25 protein-coding genes and 1 tRNA gene are annotated in these 23,560 nt (G+C 66.4%); 8 read left to right on the top strand and 18 right to left on the bottom strand.

Annotation, left to right across the window (positions count from 1 at the left end; translation table 11 throughout):
- Positions 1-7: 7 nt before the first annotated feature.
- Entirely contained in the window at positions 8-409 is a 402-nt protein-coding gene (locus FHS22_RS00460) for a helix-turn-helix domain-containing protein (RefSeq protein ID WP_184937283.1), read from the bottom strand.
- Positions 410-520: 111 nt separating this feature from the next.
- On the opposite strand from FHS22_RS00460, the gene FHS22_RS00465 reads away from it, so the two are divergent.
- On the top strand, positions 521-751 hold the full coding sequence (locus FHS22_RS00465; protein ID WP_184937285.1) for a helix-turn-helix transcriptional regulator: 231 nt from the start codon (positions 521-523) through the stop codon (positions 749-751).
- A gap of 63 nt (positions 752-814) precedes the next feature.
- Here FHS22_RS00465 and FHS22_RS00470 read toward each other — a convergent pair whose 3' ends face one another.
- The 4 genes from FHS22_RS00470 to FHS22_RS00480 form a co-directional block, all read right to left on the bottom strand.
- Positions 815-2,296 (bottom strand): hypothetical protein, encoded by a 1,482-nt coding sequence (locus FHS22_RS00470; RefSeq protein ID WP_184937287.1) that lies wholly within the window; start codon positions 2,294-2,296, stop codon positions 815-817.
- Positions 2,297-3,432: 1,136 nt separating this feature from the next.
- A complete protein-coding gene (locus FHS22_RS00475; RefSeq protein WP_184937289.1) occupies positions 3,433-3,801 on the bottom strand; it encodes a hypothetical protein in 369 nt (122 codons plus the stop codon).
- A gap of 443 nt (positions 3,802-4,244) precedes the next feature.
- Positions 4,245-4,367, bottom strand: a complete 123-nt coding sequence (locus tag FHS22_RS37635; RefSeq protein WP_260407554.1) for a hypothetical protein — start codon at positions 4,365-4,367, stop codon at positions 4,245-4,247.
- Positions 4,368-5,467: 1,100 nt separating this feature from the next.
- Positions 5,468-6,547: a tyrosine-type recombinase/integrase gene (locus FHS22_RS00480; RefSeq protein ID WP_184937291.1), complete on the bottom strand. Its 1,080-nt coding sequence runs from the start codon at positions 6,545-6,547 to the stop codon at positions 5,468-5,470.
- Between the two features lie 657 nt (positions 6,548-7,204).
- On the opposite strand from FHS22_RS00480, the gene FHS22_RS00485 reads away from it, so the two are divergent.
- From FHS22_RS00485 to FHS22_RS00500, 4 genes are all read left to right on the top strand, one after another.
- Positions 7,205-7,474 carry a helix-turn-helix transcriptional regulator gene (locus FHS22_RS00485; protein WP_184937293.1) on the top strand — a complete coding sequence of 90 codons (270 nt, stop codon included), beginning with the start codon at positions 7,205-7,207 and terminating at the stop codon, positions 7,472-7,474.
- Between the two features lie 209 nt (positions 7,475-7,683).
- The gene (locus tag FHS22_RS00490) at positions 7,684-8,205 is read left to right on the top strand and encodes an HNH endonuclease (RefSeq protein ID WP_221473069.1); all 522 of its coding nucleotides are present in this window, start codon (positions 7,684-7,686) and stop codon (positions 8,203-8,205) included.
- Positions 8,202-8,531, top strand: coding sequence for a hypothetical protein (locus FHS22_RS00495; protein WP_184937297.1), 330 nt, complete (start codon positions 8,202-8,204; stop codon positions 8,529-8,531). The genes FHS22_RS00490 and FHS22_RS00495 overlap by 4 nt, the downstream gene beginning before the upstream one ends.
- Entirely contained in the window at positions 8,528-8,818 is a 291-nt protein-coding gene (locus FHS22_RS00500; protein ID WP_184937299.1) for a hypothetical protein, read from the top strand. Before FHS22_RS00495 ends, FHS22_RS00500 begins: the two co-directional genes overlap by 4 nt.
- Positions 8,819-9,492: 674 nt before the next feature.
- Here FHS22_RS00500 and FHS22_RS00505 read toward each other — a convergent pair.
- The 8 genes from FHS22_RS00505 to FHS22_RS00540 form a co-directional block, all read right to left on the bottom strand.
- The gene (locus FHS22_RS00505) at positions 9,493-9,690 is read right to left on the bottom strand and encodes a hypothetical protein (RefSeq protein ID WP_184937300.1); all 198 of its coding nucleotides are present in this window, start codon (positions 9,688-9,690) and stop codon (positions 9,493-9,495) included.
- 47 nt (positions 9,691-9,737) lie between these two features.
- Positions 9,738-10,571 (bottom strand): helix-turn-helix domain-containing protein, encoded by an 834-nt coding sequence (locus tag FHS22_RS39100; protein ID WP_184937302.1) that lies wholly within the window; start codon positions 10,569-10,571, stop codon positions 9,738-9,740.
- 3 nt (positions 10,572-10,574) lie between these two features.
- A complete protein-coding gene (locus FHS22_RS00515; protein ID WP_184937304.1) occupies positions 10,575-11,120 on the bottom strand; it encodes a DUF6879 family protein in 546 nt (181 codons plus the stop codon).
- Positions 11,101-11,502, bottom strand: a complete 402-nt coding sequence (locus FHS22_RS39105) for a hypothetical protein (RefSeq protein ID WP_338047538.1) — start codon at positions 11,500-11,502, stop codon at positions 11,101-11,103. Before FHS22_RS39105 ends, FHS22_RS00515 begins: the two co-directional genes overlap by 20 nt.
- Positions 11,503-11,594: 92 nt before the next feature.
- Positions 11,595-11,957 carry a hypothetical protein gene (locus tag FHS22_RS00525; RefSeq protein ID WP_184937306.1) on the bottom strand — a complete coding sequence of 121 codons (363 nt, stop codon included), beginning with the start codon at positions 11,955-11,957 and terminating at the stop codon, positions 11,595-11,597.
- A 263-nt stretch (positions 11,958-12,220) separates the two neighbouring features.
- Positions 12,221-14,383 (bottom strand): P-loop NTPase family protein, encoded by a 2,163-nt coding sequence (locus tag FHS22_RS00530; RefSeq protein ID WP_184937308.1) that lies wholly within the window; start codon positions 14,381-14,383, stop codon positions 12,221-12,223.
- Positions 14,380-15,351 carry a helix-turn-helix domain-containing protein gene (locus FHS22_RS00535; protein ID WP_184937310.1) on the bottom strand — a complete coding sequence of 324 codons (972 nt, stop codon included), beginning with the start codon at positions 15,349-15,351 and terminating at the stop codon, positions 14,380-14,382. Before FHS22_RS00535 ends, FHS22_RS00530 begins: the two co-directional genes overlap by 4 nt.
- Positions 15,352-15,615: 264 nt before the next feature.
- Positions 15,616-16,746 (bottom strand): DUF2637 domain-containing protein, encoded by a 1,131-nt coding sequence (locus FHS22_RS00540; RefSeq protein ID WP_184937312.1) that lies wholly within the window; start codon positions 16,744-16,746, stop codon positions 15,616-15,618.
- 187 nt (positions 16,747-16,933) lie between these two features.
- Here FHS22_RS00540 and FHS22_RS00545 point away from each other — a divergent pair.
- Together FHS22_RS00545 and FHS22_RS00550 are read left to right on the top strand one after the other, a co-directional pair.
- A tRNA-OTHER gene (locus FHS22_RS00545) sits at positions 16,934-17,063 on the top strand.
- 208 nt (positions 17,064-17,271) lie between these two features.
- Entirely contained in the window at positions 17,272-19,314 is a 2,043-nt protein-coding gene (locus FHS22_RS00550; RefSeq protein WP_184937314.1) for a hypothetical protein, read from the top strand.
- Here FHS22_RS00550 and FHS22_RS00555 read toward each other — a convergent pair.
- A complete protein-coding gene (locus FHS22_RS00555; RefSeq protein WP_184937316.1) occupies positions 19,301-19,750 on the bottom strand; it encodes a hypothetical protein in 450 nt (149 codons plus the stop codon). The genes FHS22_RS00550 and FHS22_RS00555 overlap by 14 nt on opposite strands.
- Positions 19,751-19,944: 194 nt before the next feature.
- On the opposite strand from FHS22_RS00555, the gene FHS22_RS00560 reads away from it, so the two are divergent.
- Complete coding sequence (locus tag FHS22_RS00560) at positions 19,945-20,133, top strand: hypothetical protein (protein WP_184937318.1); 189 nt, start codon at positions 19,945-19,947, stop codon at positions 20,131-20,133.
- Between the two features lie 110 nt (positions 20,134-20,243).
- On the opposite strand, the gene FHS22_RS00565 is transcribed toward FHS22_RS00560, so the two are convergent.
- From FHS22_RS00565 to FHS22_RS00580, 4 genes are all read right to left on the bottom strand, one after another.
- The gene (locus FHS22_RS00565; RefSeq protein ID WP_184937320.1) at positions 20,244-21,059 is read right to left on the bottom strand and encodes an IS5 family transposase; all 816 of its coding nucleotides are present in this window, start codon (positions 21,057-21,059) and stop codon (positions 20,244-20,246) included.
- Positions 21,060-21,117: 58 nt separating this feature from the next.
- Positions 21,118-21,339, bottom strand: a complete 222-nt coding sequence (locus FHS22_RS00570) for a hypothetical protein (protein WP_184937322.1) — start codon at positions 21,337-21,339, stop codon at positions 21,118-21,120.
- Positions 21,340-21,417: 78 nt separating this feature from the next.
- Positions 21,418-22,194 (bottom strand): ABC transporter permease, encoded by a 777-nt coding sequence (locus FHS22_RS00575; RefSeq protein WP_184937324.1) that lies wholly within the window; start codon positions 22,192-22,194, stop codon positions 21,418-21,420.
- A complete protein-coding gene (locus FHS22_RS00580; protein ID WP_184938292.1) occupies positions 22,191-23,090 on the bottom strand; it encodes an ABC transporter ATP-binding protein in 900 nt (299 codons plus the stop codon). Before FHS22_RS00580 ends, FHS22_RS00575 begins: the two co-directional genes overlap by 4 nt.
- Between the last annotated feature and the right edge of the window lie 470 nt (positions 23,091-23,560).

The following is a 23,560-nucleotide window of genomic DNA, read 5'->3' on the forward strand; positions in this document are numbered from 1 at the left end:
CTGCCGCCTACTCCGATCTGCGCGCCTGGCGCGCGGCGACGAGATCAGCGGTGGCGACCTCGGTCATGAAGATCCGCTCGTCCATCCCCGGCAGCGGCTCCTCCCCGCGTACCCACGCCCGGACGGTGTCGGCGTCCTCGACTCGCTCTGGGGTGACCTTCACCGGCCCGTCGCTCAGCGGGACGAACAGATGCACCAGGCCGACGTCCAGCACCGCGCCGAGCGCCAAGAGCTCTGTCAGGGTGACGTTCTGGCGCTTGCCGTTCTCCAGGTTCGACACCGTGAAGCGGTCCCACCGCACCCCCTGGCGGGTGAGCGCATCTCCGAGCTGGGCGGCTGTCCACCCCTTGCGTCGGCGGAGCTCGCGCACGCGGCGGCTCACGACCTGCACCGGGTCATCAGGGATCACATCCCAACTCTAGGCCGAAAGTGAATTTCAATGCAACTAGAGTGTATCAAGAAGAACAAACGTGATGTTCGTTCATTATAAGTTGGGTTCATTTCACATATGGGAGAAGCAATGACTGCTCCGGTTGCTCGTCATGGCCTGGATCGGCCCTTCGATGGGGACCGCTTCCTGACCACCGATGAGGTCGCGCAGCGCTACCGCACCAACCCCAGCACCGTCCGCTACTGGCGTCATGTGGGCTACGGACCCGTGGGAGAGAAGTTCGGCCGGCGAGTGCTCTACCGCGAGTCGGACCTGATCCGTTGGGAGCAGGAGAAGGCACGGAACGGCAGCGCCGCCTGAAGCGGAGGGTCAGAGTTATCCGGCGCGGAATCGGCCCCCACGCTGTGTGGGGGCCTGACCGTCCTAGCCGGACTGGCGGTTGAGGTAGGGCGCCGGACGGGCCTGGGGGTCCGAGTCGTCGATCGCGTCCGACGTCCTAGCCCTGAGCGGGACGATATTGTCGGCCGGGGTGTCATTCTTGACCTGGAACAGGCCGTAAATCTCGCTGACGTAGACCGGGCGGTCGGAATTCGCGGCAAGGAAGTCATTGATGATCTCGAATACCACCCGGCCGTAATGGTCGCCCCGGGCGATCATCGTATTATCGACGAATTCCTTCACGTTTCGAATCTTGTCCCGGCATTCCACGACCCACTTCTCGGGAGCAACCGACATGAACCAGTGGCGGGTGAGCAGAGCGGAATTCCATGCATGGTCCGGGAGATCGGCCGAAAGCTCAGTTTCCATCATATCGTCGAAGCCGCCGTCAATCTCATCACGCTTTTCACGGTACTCATGAATCTGGTCGAGCATATATGCCGGGCTCGGCTCCAACTTGGTTCTGTATTGGCTTTCGATATATCGATCGGTATGTCGGCATGAGTCAACGGAGCCGCGGAGGAGATCCTTGGCAGACTGGAGACCGAAATCTTTGATGAAGTCGACTAATTCTGCGACGATGGCGTACGCCAAATTCTTGTTTTCCTCATTTTCCTCCATCCAGTCATGCCAGTTTTCCCCGACGGTGGCCGCAAGCCATTCCCGAGTGGTGAGTTTGGCGTCATTTAAAAGTTTCTTGGCCTTCTTAGCGGCGTACTCCTCCCGCTTCCTGGCGGCCTCCATCTCCCGTTTCTTCGCGGCCCGCCTCTCTACCTTCTGTGCGGCCTTCGTGGCGGCCTCGGCGGCGGCCTTCCTCTCAGCTTCAGAGAGCTTCCGCTTGGCCACGGGATTCGTCAGCTTATCGAGCGGCTTGTATCTGTTCAGGCGGCCCCAGGCGTTGCCGTCGATCTCGATGAGTCCGTAACTCTTCATCTCTTTCAGGTCGTCGCTGACGGTGTTTGGGTGGACGTCCTTGGGACCGGTGCTGATCAGCTTCCCGAGATCCTTGCGCGAGGTATAGGCCCATCCGAACCGCTCAGCATCGTTCTGATTCTGCCCCTTGATCCGATCCAGGATGATCCACTCCCGAAAAACGCGGGGGCGAGGACCGTGCGTCAAGATGTCTCGGGTGACCTTGGTCCATCGCCCCACATCCAGACGATGCAGATGCGAGTAGCCGTGGTATGTGTCCTCCAGGTTCTGGGATTCCCGGTACAGATGGAACACCACTCCCTTCCGGCCAGCATGCCGGACCGACATGAAACCGGACTGCTCCTGTCGGCGCATCGAGCGCTGGAGGGTCCGCTTGGCGATCCCGAGGTCCTCGTAAATCGTCCGAAGCAGAATCGGCGACGTGCCGCCATCCAGGGCGCCGAAATACGTACAGACGTAGGCCCAGACGGTCACATCGATATCGTCCAGATGGTCAGAAATGGCGACCGTCAACGGCACCTTGCCGAATGGCATCTTGGCAGAGCCTGGGGGTAGACTACCCATAGGATGAAGTCCTTTCGCTTGGATCTACTTCATCTTCCGGCCCGGTTCCTCCCTCAAGGAGCCGGGCCTTCCGTCGTTCACGGTAGAGGACGACACAGCCACCTGCCTAATTCGGAAGGCATATCCCAACTTGGAAGTTCTCGCGAGTTGGGTTTTACTCACCACCGTGGAAAGAATTGCGCATCATGGACGCCGTGTGACACCCAGTCGACGGCCCATCGGTCGGGTAGGGCGGGTGGCCCGACTGGGTAATCACACGGCGGTCACCTTGAAAGAGCGTGCCGAGCCCGAGCGGCCGCATCTAGTTGGGATATTGGGGCCAGAGGACCGTCGCCCGTGGGGTGTCACCACGACTGAGGGATGTCACCATGACTGCGTTACTGCGACCGTGAGGTGTCACCGCGACTGGGCTAATAGAGATTTTCAAGATTTGAGAGATATTAGGGAGAGACTTCGTCTCTCTACGCCGCGACCTTCGGTCGCGGCGGAAACTCCAAACTCCAGGAGTCCGGAAGCCATGGACCATGGCCAGCAACTGCATGCTCCCGGCCCGATGCTTGGTCTCCGGTCAGATTTCCCGCTGCAGACCTCCGGCCCGAATATCCCTGCGCGGCCCTGAATGCCATTCTCCGGGCTGATCACCTCGATTCGGTGGGGATTCCGCAGCCGGGGTCCCGTCGGCCCTCAGAAGCGATCTGAGGGCTTTATTTGATCACCGGCCCCGAATCCCGCTCGGACGGAAACGGCCTGCCGATGCGATCCCCGGCCGGATCCCGGTCACGGCCCAGGAGACCGGTTGCCGCTCCCAGCGCCTCGACGCTCTAGCGGCCGGAAAGTCGGCCCGGCATGTGGTCACCGCCGCGAGCACGCACAGACCACACCAGCGTTGGATACGATCACGGACGCGTCCCTCCACGAAATGCGGCCCCCGTGGAGACGGGGCGGAAAAATCGGCGCCCGACGGAACGCCCCTCGGATCCAAGGTCGGAACATGGCCCACAGCTCACCCGGACCCCAGTCGCCGACTGGAGCCCGCGGGCTGCGTTTCCGCAGGTCAAAAAATCGGCGGATTATTTGGCGGCCCTCCGGATCCCCTGGCTCTACACCTACGTCAGACCCTGATCTCCACCGGCCGAAAGCACCACATCGAATCTCACGTGAGCTTGGCCCGCCGCGTACAAGTTGACCAGCATCGAAAACACCGGAGCCCGATTTTTCGGCTCGGCGTAGCCTGGATAGAAGCGACCCTCGGCATCCTTCCAATCGTCATCGCTGTAGCTCATCGACAACTGTTGAGACCGGGGACCGAAGAGCTGGAGCGCCTGACTATCCAGCGTGATCCCCTTGGCCAGCATCTGCCGCACCATGATGCTGACCACCCGCGACAGCGGAAGGTCCAGCTCATTCTTGGCACGGGCCGAGGCCAACTCCAGTGCCTTCGGGTTGACCGAGTAGCTCGTCTTATGGCGCGTCATGGGCTCGGTTATATCGAAGCTGCCAAGATATGGATGAGTTGTCCGCGCCCTGTCCCCGATTCCCAGCGTAGGCGGTTACCGGGACCAGCCGAAAAATCGGCGCCGCTCGGAGCACTCTCCTCTACCTACATGAGGACCGGGACCACGAAGACATCCTGACCGCAGACCATCCGCATGCCGTTCCGGCCTCCTGGTCTCGGCCGTCGGCACCTGGTGCCAGCGCCTACGCGGCCGCCTGGTCCCTCGCACCAACTACGCCGGACACCCGGTACCCCGTAGGTCAGGGCATGGGGGCAGACGAGCGCCCAAGGACTTGGGGCAGTGGCCGGATGGCGCTCCGCGCCGAGCTCGTCGCCGGAGCCGGAGACGACGAGAGCGCCCACCCCACGAGGGACGAGCGCTCTCAGCGGCCTTCGAGCTCTGCGACCTATCGGCGCGTCCGGCTACGGGAACTGGACCTCCATCCCGAGGGCGGACAGGACCAGGACCACGACGATGACGACGGTGGTCCGGAGGTACTGACCCCACTCACCGGGGATCTGGACGCAGAGGGTGAAGTTGCTCATGGGCGCCTCCTCGGCGGATCGACATGATTACGGATGTGCCGGGCCTGTCCGAGGAGTCGGATTCTGCTCGCTACCCTGAGCGTGCGAAGAACAGGTGCGTAGCTGAGCCTCTGGCTCGGCTGGACACCTAGGGGAGGCCCGGTCCCTTTGGCCGAGGGGCCGGACTTCTCGATGCCCGAGGGAAACCATACGGGTGGGCAGCCGCGTACAAACGGAATCGAGAGCGCCGAGACTCGTTTTCCCTCCGGGATCAGGCGTTACTTCTTGTGCTCGAACGGGCTGCCATGCCGGTTCCGGGAAAATGGCAACCTCCGCACCGTGCAGGTCGACGGCTAGAACTTCCGGCCGTAGAGGGTGAACGACCTGCTGGAGGAGGGTTCTCATGGACTTCGTCGCCGAGTAGCTGCTGAACGGCGGACAGTTCGGTGCAGTACCAGGGCCACGATGACGAGAGAGCCGCGAATGTCGCTGACAGGGCGGTCCCCCCATGAGAACGTCGACCGTTGTTCGGCATGCCTCTGTCACCGAGATGAGTCGATCGGAGCAGACAGAGACCGCCGATCTCCATCTTCGCCGCCAGCCGACTTCTCCCCGTCGGCAGAGCATCTTGGTGTCGTTCATGGCCTTCGTTTCCGACGGTCGGAGCTGACGTCCTCCCGTACGTCACCCGTACGTGAAACTGGTGACGTACTCGGCTCTCGGCCGGAGGCGTGACGCGACCGAGCCGCGCCCCCTGGAGTTCTCCGAGCTGTCGCAGGCTGATCGACTCCCAGGCCCGGGACGGATTGCCCAGTCGCCGGCCTCTGCTCCGTAGGCGGATTTTCCCGCGTTTCCGCAGGTCAAAAATCTGCGGACCCCTGGCGGAGAAAATCGGCGCGGGTCTGGACATCTTGTCGGACCAAGGACAGAGGCACGGACGACCGCGCAGGGAGCAGGACTACGCCCACCGGCTCTCAGGTCCCGTTCTCGCCGTCCTGGTTGGAGGTCATGGGGTCTCCGCTCGTCGAGCAGCTCGCCCCCGAGGCCCTGGCCGTCGTGTAGTCAGAGACGACGAGAGCGCCCACCCCACGAGGGCGGACGCTCCAGGCGGTCAGGCAGGACTACAGGCCGGTCACCGGGTTGTCAGTCCAGCGGTCGCCCTCTTCCAGGTAGCCGAGCAGGGCCGTGGAGCCGTCGGCCCATCCGCCGTGGCGGCCGATTCTCTCCAGGGTGGCGCCCGCGCGCCGGGCGGCCGTGGCGAACCCGCGCCGCAGGGAGTGACCGGTCCAGCGGCCTTCGAGGCCAGCGGATGCGGCGATGCGGCCGACGATCTCCGCGACGGCCTCGGCCGTCATGCGGCCCTGGGGGTCGCCGATCACCTTGCCCTTCCGGGTCATCGGCGGGGCGATGCGGCCGTGCCGGTCGATGCGGACCAGGAGCGGCCCCGATGTACGGCCAGCCTCGCCCATGGCGCCCAGGAGAGCGCGCACGGCGCGCACGGGGCAGGTGGCCGGAATCCGGCCGTACGGAATGGCAACCTCGGTGAACTTCTTGATCTTCCGCCGGTACACCGTGACCAAGAGCCCGTCGGCCGTCTCCCGAACATCGACGATGTCCAGAGCCACCAGCTCGGAGATGCGCGCTGCGCAGGCGTAACCGAGCAGGAGCGCCACGGCGTCCCGCTTCCCGGCCAGGGTCGTCCGGTCCAAGGTCTCCAGCATCGTGCGCAGGGCGTCGGGCTCAGCCGCATCGGCCTTGCGGGTCTTGGCGGCCGGGTCCTTGGTCAGGGCCAGCCGCTCGCGGTAGCCGGACAGCACCTTCCGCGCGGCCTTGGTCTGGGGCGGCTCGACGTCGGCCGCGTTGTGCCTCGTGCGGATCGCGGCGAGGGACCGCTCGATGCTGGAGGGGGCCAGCGGACGGCCGGTCTTGGCCGAGGGGGTCACGGTCAGGTGGGCGACGTACTCGGTCACGGTCTGGGCCGTAGCCGGAAGCGCCACGCGACCGACCGACTCGCACCACACCGAGAACGTCTCCCAGTCCGAGGCGTACGCGCGTCGGGTCGACCCCGGGACGCCCGCGATGACGGCCACACGGGTGAACGGGCTCAGAGTGAGATCGGCGGCCGAGTGGGTCACCCGCGCGTCGACGGCTGGGACGACGACGGCCGAGGGAGTGAGGGGGGCGGGGACGAGCTCGGTCATGGGGGCTCCGGTCGATCGGTTCTGGCTCTTGAGAAGAAAGATTATCAAGAGCCAGACGAGATGAGATCATGTTTGGTCACGGTCAGGCGACGATGACGACCGGTCTCCAAGGATCGGCCCGGCCCACGAACCCGCCGTGATATCTGCCCCTCTCGTTCTCTCTCCTCATGCGCCCCCGCCACCGGTCGGCCCCCGTACCGCCCCGTTCCGGATCCTCCGCGAGACGCCCCGCCCATCCACGCCGCGTCTTCACCAGGGCATCGCCTCGTAGGTGAACGCTCCCGCCGTCAGCCAGCCACCCCAGTCCAGCCCGCACGGCGACAGCGCCGAGCACGCGGCCTGGTGCGTCCCCGACTGCCCACAGCCTCGCCACGACCACGGCCCCGCCGTCGGTGGCCCCTGCTCGGCGACCCGACCACGGCGAGCACGTCACCCCGGGCCATCGGCCGTCGACTGGCGGACCCGGTGCCGCACCTCGTGGCGTTGACCCCCCCACCCTTAAACGGCCTTCTCGAAAGGCCCCCCGCCTGGTTTCTCAGGTAGGTCACGCCCTCATGGTCGAGACAGTGGCCTGAAATTCCCGAAGCCGGGACCAGTGCCATTGTGTAGGCGGTCACACATTACCATTCAAGCGATGTACTTCATTAATGTATAAGCATGAAGAACATCAAGGTATCCCCCGAGCGGTTCAAGCAGATCAGAGTAGAAAAGGGCGTCAGCGCATACGCCCTGGCTCGGATGATCGGTAGCAGCTCAGCGCAGATGTGGCGGATCGACAGCGGCCGTTTCACAACCAGCACACTTTTCCTCCAGCGCCTCGTTCCGGTCTTCGGCGAGGAGGCCGTGGCCTCCCTGCTTGTCGACGATGACCAGCGCGAACACTTCCTGAACGCCTGCGCCCGCCTGCGCGGCATCCAGCAGGTCTGACCCGATAACCCCTTCCAGAAGGAACGGTCCTACGGAGCTTACTCGAACACAAAAAGCGTCCAGGATCGAAAACTCCTGAACGCTCGACCTTTCCTCCTGGTCCTTTCCGGCTAGGAGAAAATCAAGTGAACAACGACAACAGGGTATCCCCCAGTAAGGATGCTCGAACCGTCTCCCAGTACCTCCGCGAGAGGATCCTCCTCGGAACGGTGGACGGCAAGGCAATTACCCGGTTCGCCGAGAAAATCGACCTCGTCGAAAACGGCTGCTGGCGCTGGACCGCAGACGACAACACGAACAACGGCTACGGTCGGTTCAGCCACAACGGCAAGCCCTGGGTCGCCCACCGCTGGGTCTGGGAGGCCATCAACGGCCCGGTGCCCGAGGGCCTCGTCCTCGACCACTTCCGGCACCCGCAGGACGGCTGCATCGGTCCCCTGTGCGTCAACCCGCACCACGTCAAGCCGGTGACCCAGCGGGAGAACGTTCTGCGCGGCAACAGCCCGAGCGCCCACAACGCCCGGAAAACGGTCTGCTCCAAGGGCCACCCGTACGACCGAAGGGACAGTCGCGGCCAGCGCCGCTGCTCCACCTGCCAGGCGGCCTACAGCCGCGCACGGTACGCGGCCAAGGTCGCCGCGCGGCGCTCGGCGGACCATGTCGGCCAGCTCCTGGCGCCTCTCCTGCCCTCCCCGGCCTCCAGGCCGCTCACCCTCGTGGAGACCTCGTGATCGACTTCGACAACCTGAACGCCGTCTACCACGACCAGATGGACCGCACCGGCCGATTCTGGAACATGTACAACACCGTCGTCGACGGCATCGGCGGGCACCTTCAGAACCAGATCGACGAGGCGTACGACTATCACCGCGCCCAGATGGCGCATGAGGACACGATCATCCGCCACCAGTTCCAGTCCCGGCCCACGGCGTCGGGCCAGCCTCGCACGGGGCCGACCGCCTCGGCCGGGGCCACTCACACCACGTTCACGGGTGCGGCCCTCAGCCACACCGTGTCCGCAGCGTCCGCCCGTATGCCGCTGGCACGGCCGTCGTGAGGAATCGGCCGACCCTGGAGCGGCTCGGCCTGCTCCTGGGCGATATGGGCAACGCCCTCATCCGGCGGTCGTTCACGTCCCGGTCCCTCGACGCCTTGGCGCACATCATCGAGGGCCGGGAGGACGCGGCCGACGAGATCGTGAGGTACCGGCTGACCTTCGCCCAAGCCGAGGACCTCAAGCGGTTCATCGTCGACCTGAGCCGCCTCCTGGACGCCAGGTTGCTGGACCAGCTCCTCCGTGAGTCGGAGCACGTCGTCCAGAGGCCGGACGGCCCCGCCGTATGAAGCAACCGGGAGCCTGTTGTCAACATCCACTTACTATGTCGCCAAATTGGCTTCCGGCTGTTTCGCGGCAATCTCGCCGATTCGAGTTGGGACCCAAGTGCGTGGAACGCGGAACAGGATCCCAACTCGCGACCCAGGCCCCGGCGCCTGCTGATACGACGCAACACACCGCCATGCATGCCTGTGACCTGCGGATTCTCTGCCCAGGCAAGTCGCCGGCTCACCCCCGCCGGTCGGACTCTCACTGGAGGCGACAGTAACTGTTTCGGCTTCCGCAGGCCGTGAATCACGCTGAGCGCGGCGGGCACCGGGTGACGCCGATGCCCGCCGCGCGGTCTACCGAGCCTGGCCCATGAGCAGGCTGATCCACCACACTTCGGTCTCTCGCTGCGGCCACGGACCCGCGTAGTGGATGGCGTCCAGGTGCCGGACGGTGCGCCGGATCACCCGATGGCCGCCCAAGGCGCACAGCTCGTATGTCGTGGATCGGCACGGGCAGGTGTGTTCTAGGACGCGCCGCACATCACCGGGCGCGGTCGCATTCCACCGCAGTTGCCTGGCCCCGGGCCGGGGCGTGATGGGATGCGGGGAGATCCCCGGACAGGGCCAGAGCACGGCGCTGTCCTGACTATCCATCGGCCTGGTCGGCCTGGTCGGCCTGATCGGGCTGACCGTCACCGATACCACGACGCCTTGATCCGGTTCGCGATGGCCAACAGTTCCAGGTCCTCGAACGACTCGGAGGACAGGACCTGCTTGCACCCAGCCGCGAGCGCCTCGGTGTTGAGCGGGTGGCGCAGCCGGGCCTGGAAGCCGTTGCCGTCTTCGCTCACGTCGTACTCGTAGATCCCGAAGGACTCGTCACCGTCCATGACCAGGACGGTAGAAACGGCTGGTCGTCGCTCTCAACGAAGTTGCCTCAAATTGCCGTGAGTGCTGCCGCGATCAGCTCCCGGGCGGGTGCCCCGTAGACGGCTGCGTGCTGCATCTGCTCGAACGTCCGGCCGTACAGAGCGATCTCACGGGGCTGCGTGATGGTCAACTGGGCGCTGACGGTCTCCACCCGAACCGTCATGTCGTCGAACATCAAGAACCCCTCGGCGGGCCAGACCTGTCGGACCGCGCCTGCCGGGACGATACCGAGGCTGACCCGTTGCAGGCTCATCGTGGCCAGCAACCGGTCGAACTGGCCCGCCATGACCTCCCGGTCCCCCACCCGCGTCCGCAAGGCCTGCTCTTCGATGACAACCAGGAAGCGGCGGTCGCCGCTGTAGAGCACCCGCTGGCGGTCCATGCGCGCCTCGACCGCCTGGTCCACGTCATCGGGGAGGTCGAGGAAGGCACGGACCTTCCGCAGGATGGCGGCGGCGTAGTCGGCGGTCTGGAACAGGCCCGGGATCAGGAACGGGTGGTAGATCCGGAAGAGGTGGGCCTGCTCGTACAGCGGGACCGACGCCTCCTGGCGCCGTCGCAGGCCAGTGCGGAGCTGGCGCTTCCACTCGATGTAGGCCGACTCGATGCCGCGCAGCGTGGCGATCAGATCCGGGACCTGGCCCTCGGCGTTGCAGTGCAGGCACCAGGCCCGCACGTCGTCTTCAGAGGCGTTGCGCACGCCCCGTTCAATCCGGGTGACCTTCGAGGGCTGCCAGCCGACGAGTGCGGCCAGCGCCCGCCCGGTGAGGTTCGCGTCCTTGCGGATCTCCCGGAGACGGGCGCCGAATGCCTCCTTGGCCTGCTGGATCTGGCTGGACACCGATCAGGCCGTGACCGGTTCGTACTCGGCGTGCGGGGTCGCCAACTCCCACAGCAGGTCCCGAACTCGGGCGCACGCGGCCACGACATCCGGGTCGGTGATCAGTTCCTTGCCCCGGGATCGGCCGTCGTCGTGGAAGTGGTTGACGACCACCTGTGCGTCGTCGAGGAGCCAGAAGTCGTTGCCCTCGATGGGGAAGGTGAGATCGGCCGGGAGCCGGTGGCGGGATAGCCACCGGACGTCCTCGCCCGCGCCGACGTTGTGCGGGGTGTCGTGCCACTCGAAGGCGATGTAGTCACTGATCGGCTCGGTCACCACTCGTAGGCGACGGATCGTCTTGCCCGCCTGGGTGGCCGCGCGGACCTTGTCGGTCCAGTCGCTGAACCAGGCCGCGACCTCCTCGTACGGCTGGCGCTCCCCGGCCAGCCACCGGCCGAACCGGGTGGCCTCTCCAGCGACCCCGTAGGAGTCGCGCAGTTCCAGGTGGAAGGCGTCCTTGTGGAAGCCGTCGAACAGCTCGCGCCACTCGTCAGCGGCCAGCCACCGCATACTCCTCCTTCATGACCGTCCGGAGTGCCCTGGGCACCTCGACCACGGTCTCATGGTCGGGGATGTCCATGTGCGCGAGCGCCTCGGCGTCGCTGACGGCCTGGCCCTTGACGATGTAGGTGTCCCGGTCGGTGCGCAGGATCACCGGCGCGGCCTGACCGTCGTCGGGCGCGTCGAGCTGGACGCTGTTGGCCAGACGCGACATCAACGGCCGGGGCACCTCCACGCAGGTTTCCCCGAATGCGAGATCGAGCTGAGCGAGAACGGCGGGATCGGAAACCTTCCAGCCCTGAACGAGGTAGGTGCCCCGGTCAGTGTCGTAGAGGCTCGGACACTCGTCCTTCTCCGAGCCAGGGTCCTTGCCGAGGAACGTGACGCGCATGACCGCCTCCAGGTTGCCGGAAATTGCCGCTGGACTGGATGCTCCGCGCGAACAGAACGACTGTCAAGTGCTGAACGACAGAGGTTGCGTCATCACTCGCGGTGGAAGATCGCCCTGACCATGGCGATGAAGAAGACGGCGACAACGCAAGTGCCACAGCTCACAAAGATCGCCAAGCCGGGACTTCCGTCGGTGCTGTCCAGATATTTCTCCCAGGACTGAACGGTCATCACAACGCCGCCGACCAGGGCCATGAAAAATAAGACAGCTGCGCGTACGTTCTCGGCGTGGTCGTCAGCCTCGGCAGCAGCACGAATGACAGGTGCCATTTTCTGCTCCATCGGCACGGGGAACATCATTGGGGTGCCGTCCGCGTGGAAAACCGGCTGCCCGTCCGGGCCGATCGCCTGCTGCCACATCGGGGTTTCAGCCGCTTCGAGCGCGGCTTCGCGCATGTAGGGGTCGTGAGCGTAGGAATTGCAGCAGTTGCAGTAAGGGTCGTACCCGTGGGGGTGCATGGCGCGGATCCTAGCCGTCCAGATCGGGGGACAAAACCTCAAACATGACCTCTGGCCAAGCGCGTGCCCTCGATAGGCATAGCACCCGCGATAGCGCCCGATCCAGTCCGTGACCTGGGGCCTATCCATCTAGCGGCCCACGCGCAGGGGGCCTGAAACCGGGCCGTTCCCGGGCTTCGATGCCCCTGCCGCTGATAGGACTACCTCACCCGCCGGATCTTCTTCGGCACTGCCTCGACCACGTCGCCGCGAGTGATGCCGCGCCGATTCACGCCCCGGCCGTCGACCGTCCGGTAGACCTGCCCGACCTTGACGCCGTACGGCTTGAGCACCGCCGTCAGGTGCGCAGTCTTGGCCTCGTCCGCCTGGTCGGCCCACGGGCCGTAGACCTCCGGCCGCAGCTCGGCCAGCCGGTCGACGACCACGCTGTTCCAGACCTTGTCCTCCCCGGCCGGGACCACGGTGAGGATGTCGGCCAGCAGGTCGTAGGAGACAGGCTCGACCGGAACCTGCCCGACCGCGTAGCCGGACAAGGTCCCCGCGGCCTCTCTCAGAGCACGGGCACGGTCAGCGATTCGGCCCGACGTCGGGTTGTCCAGGTAGTACGAGCGGACGATCCTGGCCTCGGTGCTGACCCCGAGCAGGTAGCCGATGCCGAGGTCCTGGTCCGTGAACGTCGTGGCCCGGATCCCGTTCCTGTAGGCGCTGGTCCCGAGGACCATGTCGTTTTCGACCTGCCCGGCGACCTTCAGGCAGAAGCGCACCAGGACGTTGGCGGACACACCGGTCGGCATCGAGTCCTTGTCCGGCCGCTGGGTGGCCAGCAGCAGGATCACGCCCAGGGCGCGGCCCCGCTTGATGATGGCCGTACACAGCTTGGCGGCCTCCTCGCCGAACTCCTCGTGGGAGAACAGTTCCTGCACTTCATCTGCGGCGAAGACCAGCGGGTGAAGGCCCAGCGCCTTCTGGGCCGCCAACTCCGGCGTGACCTTGTTCTCCGGGCAGACGTCCTCGGGCAGGCCGTCGATGACGTCGGCCCGCCGCTCCAGATCCCGGTAGACCTCGCGCAGCGAGACCACGCACGCCTCGATCGTCGAGTCCTTGGCCCCGCTGGCGTAGTGGTGTGAGACCTTGGCCAGTGGCTTCAGATCCCCGGTGCCCTTCAGCTCGAACACCCGCAGCTCGGCCGACGGGTCCAGCGCGGCGCCCAGGAGCAGCACCCGCAGGGCGAAGGTCTTTCCGAAGCCGGGCATCGCGCCGATGAGCAGGTTGCGGTACATCAACGGCACAGAGACCATCCGGCCCCGCTGATCGGTGCCGAACGGAATCGGCTGGAACAGGTCCACCTGACCGGTCCTGGTCATCGGCCACAGCGGCTGACGTGCCTTGTTCATGTCCTGGTCCCCGACCCACAGCACGAGCCGCCCGGGGTGGATGTGGGCTGCCGGCTCGGGCCACACGCACCCGAGAGGACGACGCAGAGCCGAGGCGAGCCGCGCCCGCTTGTCCATGACGTCGGTGGCCGTGACCCCGAACGGAAGGTCGACGTCGGCCCGCCAGCCGGGACCGTCGCGGGTGATGGGGGCCGGGAAGTTGATCCCGTCGCCGCCCTTGCCGACGGCCTTGTTCAGCTCGGCGATCCCCAGGGCGCCCAGGGCGCGAAGGACGAGGTCGCTGGTCAGCTTCTGGGCCTGGGTCGGGATCACGGCCCGGTCGAACACCCGCTTGTCGGCAGGAGTGCCCACAGCCCCGAGCAGCGAGACCAGTCCGGCGAGCGCCGCCCACTGGCTGTAGGTGGGGGCCGTTTCCATCGCCAGAACCGCCCCGAGGGCCAGGACCACGGCGGCCGACACGGACACGATCAGCCGGTTACGGACCCGCACGTCGTGGGCCTTGGACAGCTTCAGGTACTGCTCGGCGTCCCGACCTGCGGCGGCCAGCTTCCGCACCGGCCTGCCCTCGGTGTCGAAGGTCCACGACACGACCGCCTTGACGGCCTTCCCGGCGCCGCGCGGAGAGCGGGCCGCCAGACGGCCGAGGTACTTCGGGGACCGGGTCAGGTGGTAGGCGCCCACGTAGGCGTAGTGGTTGACCAGCCAGCCCATGACGGCCAGGGCCTCGGCCTTGGACCGCAGCCACACCGGGACGATCGGCAGCCGGTTCTTCGTGCGCTCCTCGATCTCGGTCAGCCAGTCGTGATCCGCCGGGCTCGGCTGGTCGACGAGCACGACCGGCGAAGCGCTCAGGTCGTCGCTGACGGTCTCGGCCTCCGGGGCGGTCGGGACGGTCTCGTGATCGTCTACGAGCTCCTCTACGACGCCCTGGGGGCTGCCCGGAGTGATCTCGATCTCGGCGGCGGTCATCGGGTGCCTCCAGCGATGCCAGCGTCACAGAAGGGGTGTCGGGGGTCGCGCCCGCATCCGGCGCAGCAGGTGCCGTCAGCGACGTCGGCGGCCAGCTTCCGGACCACGTCGGAGAAGCGGCGCAGGTGCTCGTAGTCGCCGAAATTCGGGTCATCGGCGAACTTGTGGCAGTACTCGGCCAGGGCCAGGGGCGCGTGCTCGGTCAGGGCCTCGGCGATGCGGGCCAGCAGTCGCGTCCGCAGCCAGGCAGGGGCCTTGCGGTAGTGGTCGGGCATCTGGCCCAGGACCTCGCCAGCAAGCCAGGAAATCTCTTCCTGACTCGCCGAAGGCGTCGTGGCGGCGTCTCGCGCGGTACGGACCGTGAGCGCGCCTACGGCGCGAAGAGGATCGGTGGTCTTCTTCTTGGTCTTCTTCTGGTCCTCTGTTCTTCTTAAGGGGACGGATTTTCCGTCGTTGGTTCCGACCTGCGGCGATGCACCGTTCTCGCTGGTCACGACCTCTGACGGATTTTCCGTCGTAGGTGTGATCTGGGCATCAGGGGTGTTGTCGCTGGTTGCGGCCTCCGCCGGATTTTCCGTCGTAGGTGCGGGCCGGTCGTCACCGCCAGGGACGGAAAATCCGTCGTTGGTTCCGACCTGGGCAGACGTCGCCGAAGTGGTCCACGGGTCGGACAGGACGTACTCGACGACGCTGAGCTTGCCGCTGGCGTCCCGCTTGCGCTCACGGCGCAGATATCCGGTCGTCTCCAGCTCGCGGATTCCCGCGCGTACGGAGTCGCGGCCGTCCGGGGCCGCGCCGATGATGGCCTTCTCCGACACTCGGAAGCCGACCGCGTGGGAGGCCAGCCAGGCGAGGATGCCCCGGCTCTTCCACGTCAGGCGCTTGTCGCGGATCCACCGATTGCTGAGCATCGTGAAGTTGTCGGCAGGGAGTTCGGCACGCCGGAATCCGGCGCTACGGTGGGACACAGGTCTCTCCTGGTTACAGCAGGAAGTGGACTCAGGCCCCGGACCCGGTGTTGGCGCACCGGCCGGGGTCGCTTGCTTGTTGGGGACGGAAGCGGGGACGAGCCCGCAGACCGTCAGGCGGACAAGAACGGGGACGGCGGTAAGGCACGGCCCCCAGCGCTCACGGGGACGAGATCGGGACGGCTCCCCAGCACCGGGGACGGACCGGCTATCCGAGCGGCCCGTGGCGGCCCCGCCCGAGGACAGGACCGTCCCCGGCGCCGGTTACCGGCTGGCGGCCGAAGCGGTCAGTGTCTCGCCCGCTGTCCCCTGCTTGAGCAGGGCGAGCAGCTTTGAGGCCCGCCCGGTCGAAATCGGCTGACCGAGGTCCCGCAGGCCAGCAACGAGGTTGTCGCGAGTAAGGGGACGGTCCTGCTCGGCCAGCTTCTCGACGACCCTCGTCCCCACAGGGAGCAGGTCGGCCACGTCCGAAGACGAAGACCTCGTCCGGCCCGGCTTGCGGGGACAGTCCCCGTCGATGGCGCGGAGCGCGGGGCGGACCGGCTCGGGACGGTCGTCCTTATCCCCGGCCTCGTCCGTGTCCACCGAGCGGCCGTCGTCCGCCAGCTCGACCCCCTCGTCCACGAGGACGGTCTCCTCGTCGGCTTCCTCCGCCAAGACCTTGCCGGTCGGGACCAGATCGGCCGGGACGAGCTCCCCGAGCTTGTACAGGGCACGCTCTCGGCGGGTGGCCTTCCAGCGCCACAGCCGCCCGTACCGGTCCTGGAGATCGGTCTTGGCCAAGACGCGGTCACGCTCCCGGCCCAGCGCCAGCGGGTAGGACCGGATCTCCCACAGGACCATCCGGCGCCACAGGGAGAACGTCGTCATGGGCGCCAGCAGCCACCGCGACTTGCGGATGCTGTCCATGTGGGTCTCGGACGACAGTCCAGCGAACCGCCGGAAGACGTGGGCCGCGACCTCCACGGCGATGACCCAGAGCATGGGCAGCATGGCGTGAGCGACGACGGCGAACGGGTCGTACTCCCCGGCCACGTTGAGGTAGATGGTCGCAGCAGTCAGCGCCCACGGAACGAACCGCAGGATCTTGACCCGCATGTCCAGCCGGGCAAGCACGATGTCCAGGGCCGAGAAGGCGAGGATGCCGAGGTCGATGCCGAGCGGTACGGTCCACGCCAGGGCGCCGAAGAACGGCTGCGCGGCCTCGGTGACCTTGGCGAAGCTGTTGACGAAGCCGATCAGGCCGAGCGCGAAGACCACCGCACCGACGGCGGCAACGGTCGCGTACTCGCCGGAGGTCAGGGAGCGGGGCGGCTCGGTGGAAGCCGGGGCGCCGATCACGGGCGTCCGGTCGTCACCGGGCGTCAGTACGGTCCCGGAGATACGGTTGTGCATGGGTCCTCTCCTGGTTACGTCAGGGTGATGGATCAAGGCCCTGAGCAGGTGTTCGCGCACCCGCTTGGGGCCGTTTTCGCTTGACGTCATGCCTGGTGAGAGGACGGCGGACCGCGTGCCCAGATGGGAACACGATGGGAACAACAGGTCCGAATACAGTCGTGATCAGCCAACGCCAGCCACCCATGGAGAAGGCGCTTGAGCTGCTGGTTTGTGGTTGCCCAACGCCACCCGACGGCAGCAAACGATCTTTCAGGTGTCTTGAAAACCGCTAGGGCCGGTGACGGTCCTCGTGGGTTCGAATCCCACGCTCTCCGCCGAGCACGCGAAACGGCGTCTGACCAGGGGTTCTGCCCCGGTGAGGCGCCGTTGATCGTTTCCGGGGCATGCAGCCGTGTGCCGCTCTGAGCCGCCGCATGCCGCCGGCCGTGGGATAGGGATGGTGCCGTACAGCCGGAGACACGAAGGCTCCAGGCCGACTGGAGATCTGTTCCCGAACCCTCGCGTCCCGATCCCCTGTCGCCGATGATGGACGGCATGACAGAGACCCCCTCTGTACCACCGGGGACCGGGCCGCTCGCACCGGAGTTCTCCGGGATCGACCCGGCGCTGATGAACGGCTTCATCGCCGAGTTGGAACAGGCCGGGCAGGTGATCGCCGAGCAGGCAGAGAACATCCGCCGTGAGCTGACCGCGGTCGACCTGCCCGCCGCGGGGCTCGCTCCGATCCGGGAGATCGGTGGCTGGACCGAGCAGCAGCTTCCCCGGCTGCGGCAGCGGGTGGCGACCATCACCGCTCCCATGCCCGAGCTCCCCGGGATGTCCAGCGTGGGGCTGCGGCCGTACCGGGAGGCGTCGTTGCTCTCCCCCGCCGAGGCGCAGCGGCAGGGCACCGACCTGGGCAAGCGGTTCGCCGCCATCGACCCGGACGAGTTCCGACTCACCGGGCCGTACGCCTCCGACAGAATCGCCGCGGTGCTCAGGGAGCTGAAGGCGCACCAGCACGATGCCGTCTTCACCGCGGCGTTCTTCGCCGCCCTCGGCCCGGCCGGGGTCCGCCAGGTGGCGGCCGCTCTGCGCCGGCTGCCCGGCGAGAAGCGGCCCGATGCGCTCCGTGCGGCCGGTACGGCCTTCGCCACCGCGATCAGCGGCGGGGCGAAGGTTCCCGGGTTCGCCGCGGTGCTGAAGGCCGTGGAGAAGGCGAAGGCCGAGGGCGCCGAGGACATGGAGGCGGTCGCCACCCTGCTGAGCCATGGAGACTATCCGGACGTGTGGCTGGCCGGACTCGTCGCGCCCGCGCTGAGACCCGGCAGCCGGATCAGCGGCCCGACCCTGGCGGGGCTGCTCAACGCGCTGGGGAACAACCCCGCCGCGGCCCGCCTCGCGATCGGCTCGGCAGCCGAGTTCGGCGCCAACCCGGCCTCCCCGACTCTTGCGCTCCCCTTCGGGCCACTTTCCCCGTCCCCCGAGAAGTGGGATAGCCGGCCCGAACTGGCCGCGTTCCTGAAAGGGCTCAATGAGCGGGCGGGGAGATCAGCGGAGGGATCGGACGCCTTCGGGCGGCTCCTGGCCGCGGCCTCCGGCGCCTATGACGAGCAGGACGGCGAACACAGCCAGGAAGCGGCGCTCTTCGCCTACACCGTGATGACCGCGGCGGACGGGTGGTCGCTGAACGACGCGACCCGGATCCACCTGGCGGAGATCGCAGGCTCGTACGCCACGGAGATCACCCTGGGCGCAGATCTCGGTGATTCTGACGTGGCCAAGGGCAGTGCCATGCAGACCACTCCCGGCCTGTTCGAGTGGACACCGCCTCCTGGGTTGCGCGGTGCCTTCCGGTTGAGCCCGGAGGACACCTTCCGCTTCATGACCACCTTCGCTGGGACCTCTGAGACCCGCAGTCCCTTCGACGACGGCATGGACAATCTTCTCCATCGCATGCTTCCGCACGCTTCTGAGATGGCGAGAAGTAGTGGGGATGTCACCGCGCTGGACAACTTGTTCGCGGCCTTGGGCAATGTGCGAGGCTTCGAGTTGGCTGCTGCCGTGAGAGTTCTCAAGCCCAACGACGATGGCGTCGAGGATGCCGAAGACGCCGAGAGCTTCCTCGCGGGTGGCACTCTGGGAGTTCTTGGACTGATCAACCCCTTCTCCACCATCCCCAGGGCTTGGACTGCGCTCTCCACTGGAGTCTCCGCTTACTACACCTACGGGCGCGACCCGAAGATGCAAGTAGAGGAGATCCAGAAGCTGGACGGGGCGGAAACTTTGGCTCGCCAGTATGAAGCAGCTCGGCTTCTCATGACGCAGGGGTTCACGCCAAAGGTGGACCCGTCGGGCTCTATCGTCGGCCCGGACGGTGCGCTCCGTCCTTTCAATGAGATCGTCAAGCAGGGGAAAGCAGGTCTGCAAGCTCTTGATCAGTGGTTTGTCGACAACGGCATGGGCAGAGGGGATAAGTTCGCGTTCGGGCAGTTGAGTCGTCGCGAGACACAGTACTTCGAGGGCGCGAAGCAGCCTGCCTTCGAGAGAGCCCGTCTCTATACGGACAAGCTCATGACCGATTGAGGCATTCTGTCTCCCCCCGGACCGTGTACTGCCCGTCCGCCGATGAGTCCATGTGAAGCGAGGTCTTCGTTGCTTCACTGGTAACACTGAATTTTTCACCACCCGGTCCGGTCATTTTGTAATCGGCGAACCCGCTTAATGCGCCGAGCATTTGGATGTTGAGCATTCTGGGCTTCGTCTGCCCAGCGATGTCCAAGCCGGTGGCAGCGAAGGTACGTTTGGCCTTGCCGTCGCCGCAAGGTATGTCCTTGCCGGGGTCGGTGACCTGGACATTCTGGGCACTCACCTCGTCGAGAAGCTTCAGGATGTGGTTCTTGAGGGTCGCACCCGCCTCGGCAGCCGTCGGCTCCTTCTCACCGCAGCCGACCGCGGCCAGAGCCACCACCAGGAGCGTCGCGCCGAGCCGTACGGGAAGCCTTCGGCTGGAACGGGGCATTGGATATCCTCCAAAGAGCTGGCCGTCTGAGCGCACCATCTCATATCGTCCGGGAGACCGCGCAAGCCGTTCCAAGGAGAAAGGGGAAGCGTTTGGCCCCCGAACCGCAGGATATGGCCCTCAATCCCCGCAGAGAGGAATTGCTGCGAGCGCTGGCGAAGGTACGCATGCACGCGGCTCGGCTGGAAACGGCCTTGGACCCGGCGCATGCGGCGTTCACCGGCAAGGCGGTCTGGGTGGGCCCGGCGGCGCGGGACTTCACCGGGGAGTTGACCGGGCACAGAGCACGGCTGCGGACGCTCACCCAGCGGATCGTCGAGGAGCTGGAGGACGAGCTGCGGGCCACACCCGAGAAGGCGGCACGGTCCTCGGCCACGTGGTAAGGCCCGCCGGACACGCTGCTCACCGTGCCGGGCTCCTGGGGCGAGCCCGAGGCCGGTGCCCCAGACGGGACCTGCCGGGCGGGACGCGCCGGCGAAGAAGCGGCGGCGGGTCATGGCGCCCGCCGTTTCTTGTCTTGGACGCGGTGGACCGTTGCGATGATCCGGTCGATGGCCGCTTCGGTCTCCAGGGTGACGGGTGCCTCGTCCGGCCAGTACCTCGTGCCCAACCCCCACAGCGGCTGCGGGACGGCGCCGTTGAGGTCCGGGGTCGTGCCGTCCGGTGGCGGGGTGAGCGCCGTCACGACGTCCGCCTCGGCGCACCACGATCTGCACGCTCCCCCGAGCGCCTCGCGGGCCCAGCCGATGAAGCGTTCTCCGCGATAGCCCTGATCGGTCCATAGATGCACCATTCGAGGAAAGCGGTCGATTGACCGCGACAGCAGCACCAGCGCCCCGCCGCGATCCCCGGTGTCGGCAGGGCTGACGCAGGCGCCCGGTACCAGGCCCAGGGTGTCGACCAGCAGGTGGCGTTTGACGCCCAGGACCTTCTTGGCGCCGTCGTAGCCGTGCAGGCCGCCGTGTTCGGTGCCACGTACGCTCTGGCTGTCGATGATGGCGTTCGGGGTGGGATCGCGGCCCTGCCGGGTGCGCTCGCGCTCGCGCAGCACCGCCAGCGCCTGCTCCCGTGGACCGTCGATGTTCCCGTGCCGCCGGTAGTGGTAGACCGTCTGCCAGGGCGGCGAATCATGCGGCGGAAGCCGCCAGGCGCAGCCAGCCCGCAGCCAGTAGGCGATCGCGTTCACGATCTCCCGGCGCGAGTGCCGCACCGGACGACCACCGCGTTTCGGAGGTGGGACCAGCGGTTCCAGCAGTGCCCATTCGGCATCGGTCAGATCGGTCGGGTAGGGGCATCGATGTACGGGCATGAGGACCTCCCGCACCCAGCAGCGCATACCAGCAGGCAGCTGAACAGCGACGCGGACGTCAGCTTTTCAGACACCCTCTGACCTGCAGAGACATCGCGAGCCGGTTCCGGTGGTGATCGTCGGAACCCTCCGGGGGAACACGGTGGCATGAGCTCGCCTCCAGCGGGCTCTCCGGCTGCTGAACCGTGTGGGGGGCCTTCAGCGGCTTTGCCCTGTCCTCGTCGAGGGAGACAACCCGGTTCCCGGTCTTGGTCTTCGGGGTGTCGACTTCAAGATCCATCCGCGGCACCTGCCTCGTCGAGGTTTTTACGCCGATCCGAGGACGTGGTCCATCCGCCTTGATGAACATCCGATGCTGTCAGACGTCCCGTAGGCGAAACACCGCGAAGGCCGCCATGAGCAGGGCGGCTGTGCAAGCGGTCATCAGGCCGAACCCCGTCCAGGGGGCGAGCCGCTCCGGATGGTGGGCAGTGGTGATGACCTGAAGTCCGGCTGAGATCGGCCAGTAGGTGGTCACCCACTCTCCGACGGCTGCGGGCATGAGCCGGGGTCCGATGATGGGGATGATGAAGTTCACAGCCGTCACCATGGTCGTGGCGGCCATCGTGTTCCGTAGCAGGCAGCCGAGTGCCACGCCGATGAGACCCACCAGGACCCAGACCAGCCCCATACCGACGACGGCGCGCAGGACACCGGGCTGGTCGAGCGTTGCAGGCGAAGCGCCGCCCGCTCCGATCATGATCTGGCCGAGGAGAAAAGAGCAGAAGGCGGCGACTTCCCCCGTTACCAAGGCGATCAGACCGAACGTCCAGACCTTGGCGGCCAGCAACCGTCCCCGCCGCGGGACCACGGTCAGGCTCGTGCGGATCATTCCCGTGGCGTATTCGGATGTCACCACCAGCACGCCGAGTGCGCCCACGCTGATCTGGGCGAAGAGGAACCCGCCGTACATGCTGATGTACGTGGGGTCGAACGCCGCTCCCACCGCCTGGTGGTTCTCGCTCGCCCTGCTGGTGGTCAGTGCGCTCGCGCCTACCATGACCGTGACCGTTGCCAGCAGGATGGGCAGGTTGGAGGGGATCGAGCGGAACTTGGTCCACTCCGACCGCATCGTGTCCGCGATGGCGGCGCTCATGCCGCGCCCGCCTGGAACTCGACGCTGTCGCGGGTCAGGCCCATGTAGGCCTGCTCCAGTGAGCGTTGTGGTGTCAGCTCCGTCAGCACGACGCCGACGTCCAGCGCGATCTTTCCGATCTGCCGGGTGTCCAGCCCGGTGACGATGAATGAGCCGTCGGTCCCCTGCTGGATGGAGCCGCCTGCCTCGACCAGACGGGGAACGAGCCGGTCCTGGTCGTCTGCCCGCACCAGCACATTGGAGCCCTGCCGGAGGAACTCGCCGATGCCGATGTCCGCGATCAGCTTCCCCTTGCCGATGATGACGAGGTGGTCGGCGGTTTGCGCCATCTCGCTCATCAGGTGACTGGAGACCAGGAGAGTGCGGTTCTCGCCGGCCAGCCCGCGCATCAGCTCGCGGATCCACTTGATACCTTCGGGGTCCAGGCCGTTGACCGGTTCGTCGAACAGCAGGACCTGCGGGTCGCCGAGGAGCGCCGCCGCGATCCCGAGCCGCTGGCCCATCCCCAACGAGAAGCTGCCGGCCCGCTTGTGCGCCACGGACTCCAACCCGACCAGTTCCAGTACCTCGTCCACCCGCCTGCCCGGGATACCGTTGGTCTGGGCGAGGCAGAGCAGATGGTTGCGCGCTGTGCGCCTGTCGTGCACCGCATGGGCATTGAGTAACGCGCCCACTTCACGCATGGGCCGGGTCATGCCCACGTAGTCGCGGCCGTTGATCGTCACGCTTCCGGAGTTCGGTTTGTCGAGGCCGAGGACCATTCTCATGGTCGTCGACTTGCCTGCTCCGTTCGGGCCGAGGAATCCGGTGACCCGGCCAGGCTCAACGGTGAACGTCAAGCCGTCCACGGCGGTTCTGTCACCGAAACGCTTCGTCAGCCTGTCTATCCGAATCATGCCGAGTGCCTCTCGTGCATACTTATCGATCAAGAATGTTGATCCGTACACTGGCATATCGAGAGCAATGGGCATAGTCCTTAGGCGTTGTCTTTCCGGTCTCCGGGCCTTCGCCGTGACCGGCCGGCGCGGGATATCTGCAGGGCGCTCTCTGCCGTGCGGGGTGCGGGGGGAGAGCCGTCGCCCCGGTGCAAGGACTGCTGGAAGGTCCCGTCCGTCCGGAACGCAGTCCTTTTGAAAAACCGATGGGGCCGGTGACGGTCCTCCTGGGCTCGAATCCCACGCCCTTCGCCGATCACGCGAAACGGCTCCTGGCCGGGAATTCCGACCGATTGGGGCGCTATTGATCGTTTCCGGGGTGCGCAGTCGTGTGCAGTCGTACGCCGTCGTGAGCGGTTCTGATCCGGTGTTCACGGAATATGCGCGAAATGATGCTGGTCGCGTTTCCCCGGGCGGCCATCCCCGGGAGG

The organism is Thiemannella venezuelensis (genome assembly GCF_014203605.1).
Taxonomy (GTDB): domain Bacteria; phylum Actinomycetota; class Actinomycetes; order Streptosporangiales; family Streptosporangiaceae; genus Planomonospora_A; species Planomonospora_A venezuelensis.

Excerpts from the sequence above, each read along its gene's own strand:
- FHS22_RS00465 (WP_184937285.1), top strand. The coding sequence starts at position 521 with ATGACTGCTCCGGTTGCTCGTCATGGCCTGGATCGGCCCTTCGATGGG.
- FHS22_RS00565 (WP_184937320.1), bottom strand. The coding sequence starts at position 21,059 with ATGCCCGTACATCGATGCCCCTACCCGACCGATCTGACCGATGCCGAA.
- FHS22_RS39105 (WP_338047538.1), bottom strand. The coding sequence starts at position 11,502 with ATGCGCGTCACGTTCCTCGGCAAGGACCCTGGCTCGGAGAAGGACGAG.
- FHS22_RS00515 (WP_184937304.1), bottom strand. The coding sequence starts at position 11,120 with ATGCGGTGGCTGGCCGCTGACGAGTGGCGCGAGCTGTTCGACGGCTTC.
- FHS22_RS00540 (WP_184937312.1), bottom strand. The coding sequence starts at position 16,746 with ATGCACAACCGTATCTCCGGGACCGTACTGACGCCCGGTGACGACCGG.
- FHS22_RS00530 (WP_184937308.1), bottom strand. The coding sequence starts at position 14,383 with ATGACCGCCGCCGAGATCGAGATCACTCCGGGCAGCCCCCAGGGCGTC.
- FHS22_RS00570 (WP_184937322.1), bottom strand. The coding sequence starts at position 21,339 with ATGGATCTTGAAGTCGACACCCCGAAGACCAAGACCGGGAACCGGGTT.
- FHS22_RS00575 (WP_184937324.1), bottom strand. The coding sequence starts at position 22,194 with ATGAGCGCCGCCATCGCGGACACGATGCGGTCGGAGTGGACCAAGTTC.
- FHS22_RS00580 (WP_184938292.1), bottom strand. The coding sequence starts at position 23,090 with ATGATTCGGATAGACAGGCTGACGAAGCGTTTCGGTGACAGAACCGCC.
- FHS22_RS00525 (WP_184937306.1), bottom strand. The coding sequence starts at position 11,957 with ATGCGCGAAGCCGCGCTCGAAGCGGCTGAAACCCCGATGTGGCAGCAG.
- FHS22_RS00485 (WP_184937293.1), top strand. The coding sequence starts at position 7,205 with ATGAAGAACATCAAGGTATCCCCCGAGCGGTTCAAGCAGATCAGAGTA.
- FHS22_RS00480 (WP_184937291.1), bottom strand. The coding sequence starts at position 6,547 with ATGACCGAGCTCGTCCCCGCCCCCCTCACTCCCTCGGCCGTCGTCGTC.
- FHS22_RS00470 (WP_184937287.1), bottom strand. The coding sequence starts at position 2,296 with ATGCCATTCGGCAAGGTGCCGTTGACGGTCGCCATTTCTGACCATCTG.
- FHS22_RS00505 (WP_184937300.1), bottom strand. The coding sequence starts at position 9,690 with ATGGACGGTGACGAGTCCTTCGGGATCTACGAGTACGACGTGAGCGAA.
- FHS22_RS00475 (WP_184937289.1), bottom strand. The coding sequence starts at position 3,801 with ATGACGCGCCATAAGACGAGCTACTCGGTCAACCCGAAGGCACTGGAG.
- FHS22_RS00550 (WP_184937314.1), top strand. The coding sequence starts at position 17,272 with ATGATGGACGGCATGACAGAGACCCCCTCTGTACCACCGGGGACCGGG.
- FHS22_RS37635 (WP_260407554.1), bottom strand. The coding sequence starts at position 4,367 with ATGAGCAACTTCACCCTCTGCGTCCAGATCCCCGGTGAGTGGGGTCAG.
- FHS22_RS00555 (WP_184937316.1), bottom strand. The coding sequence starts at position 19,750 with ATGCCCCGTTCCAGCCGAAGGCTTCCCGTACGGCTCGGCGCGACGCTC.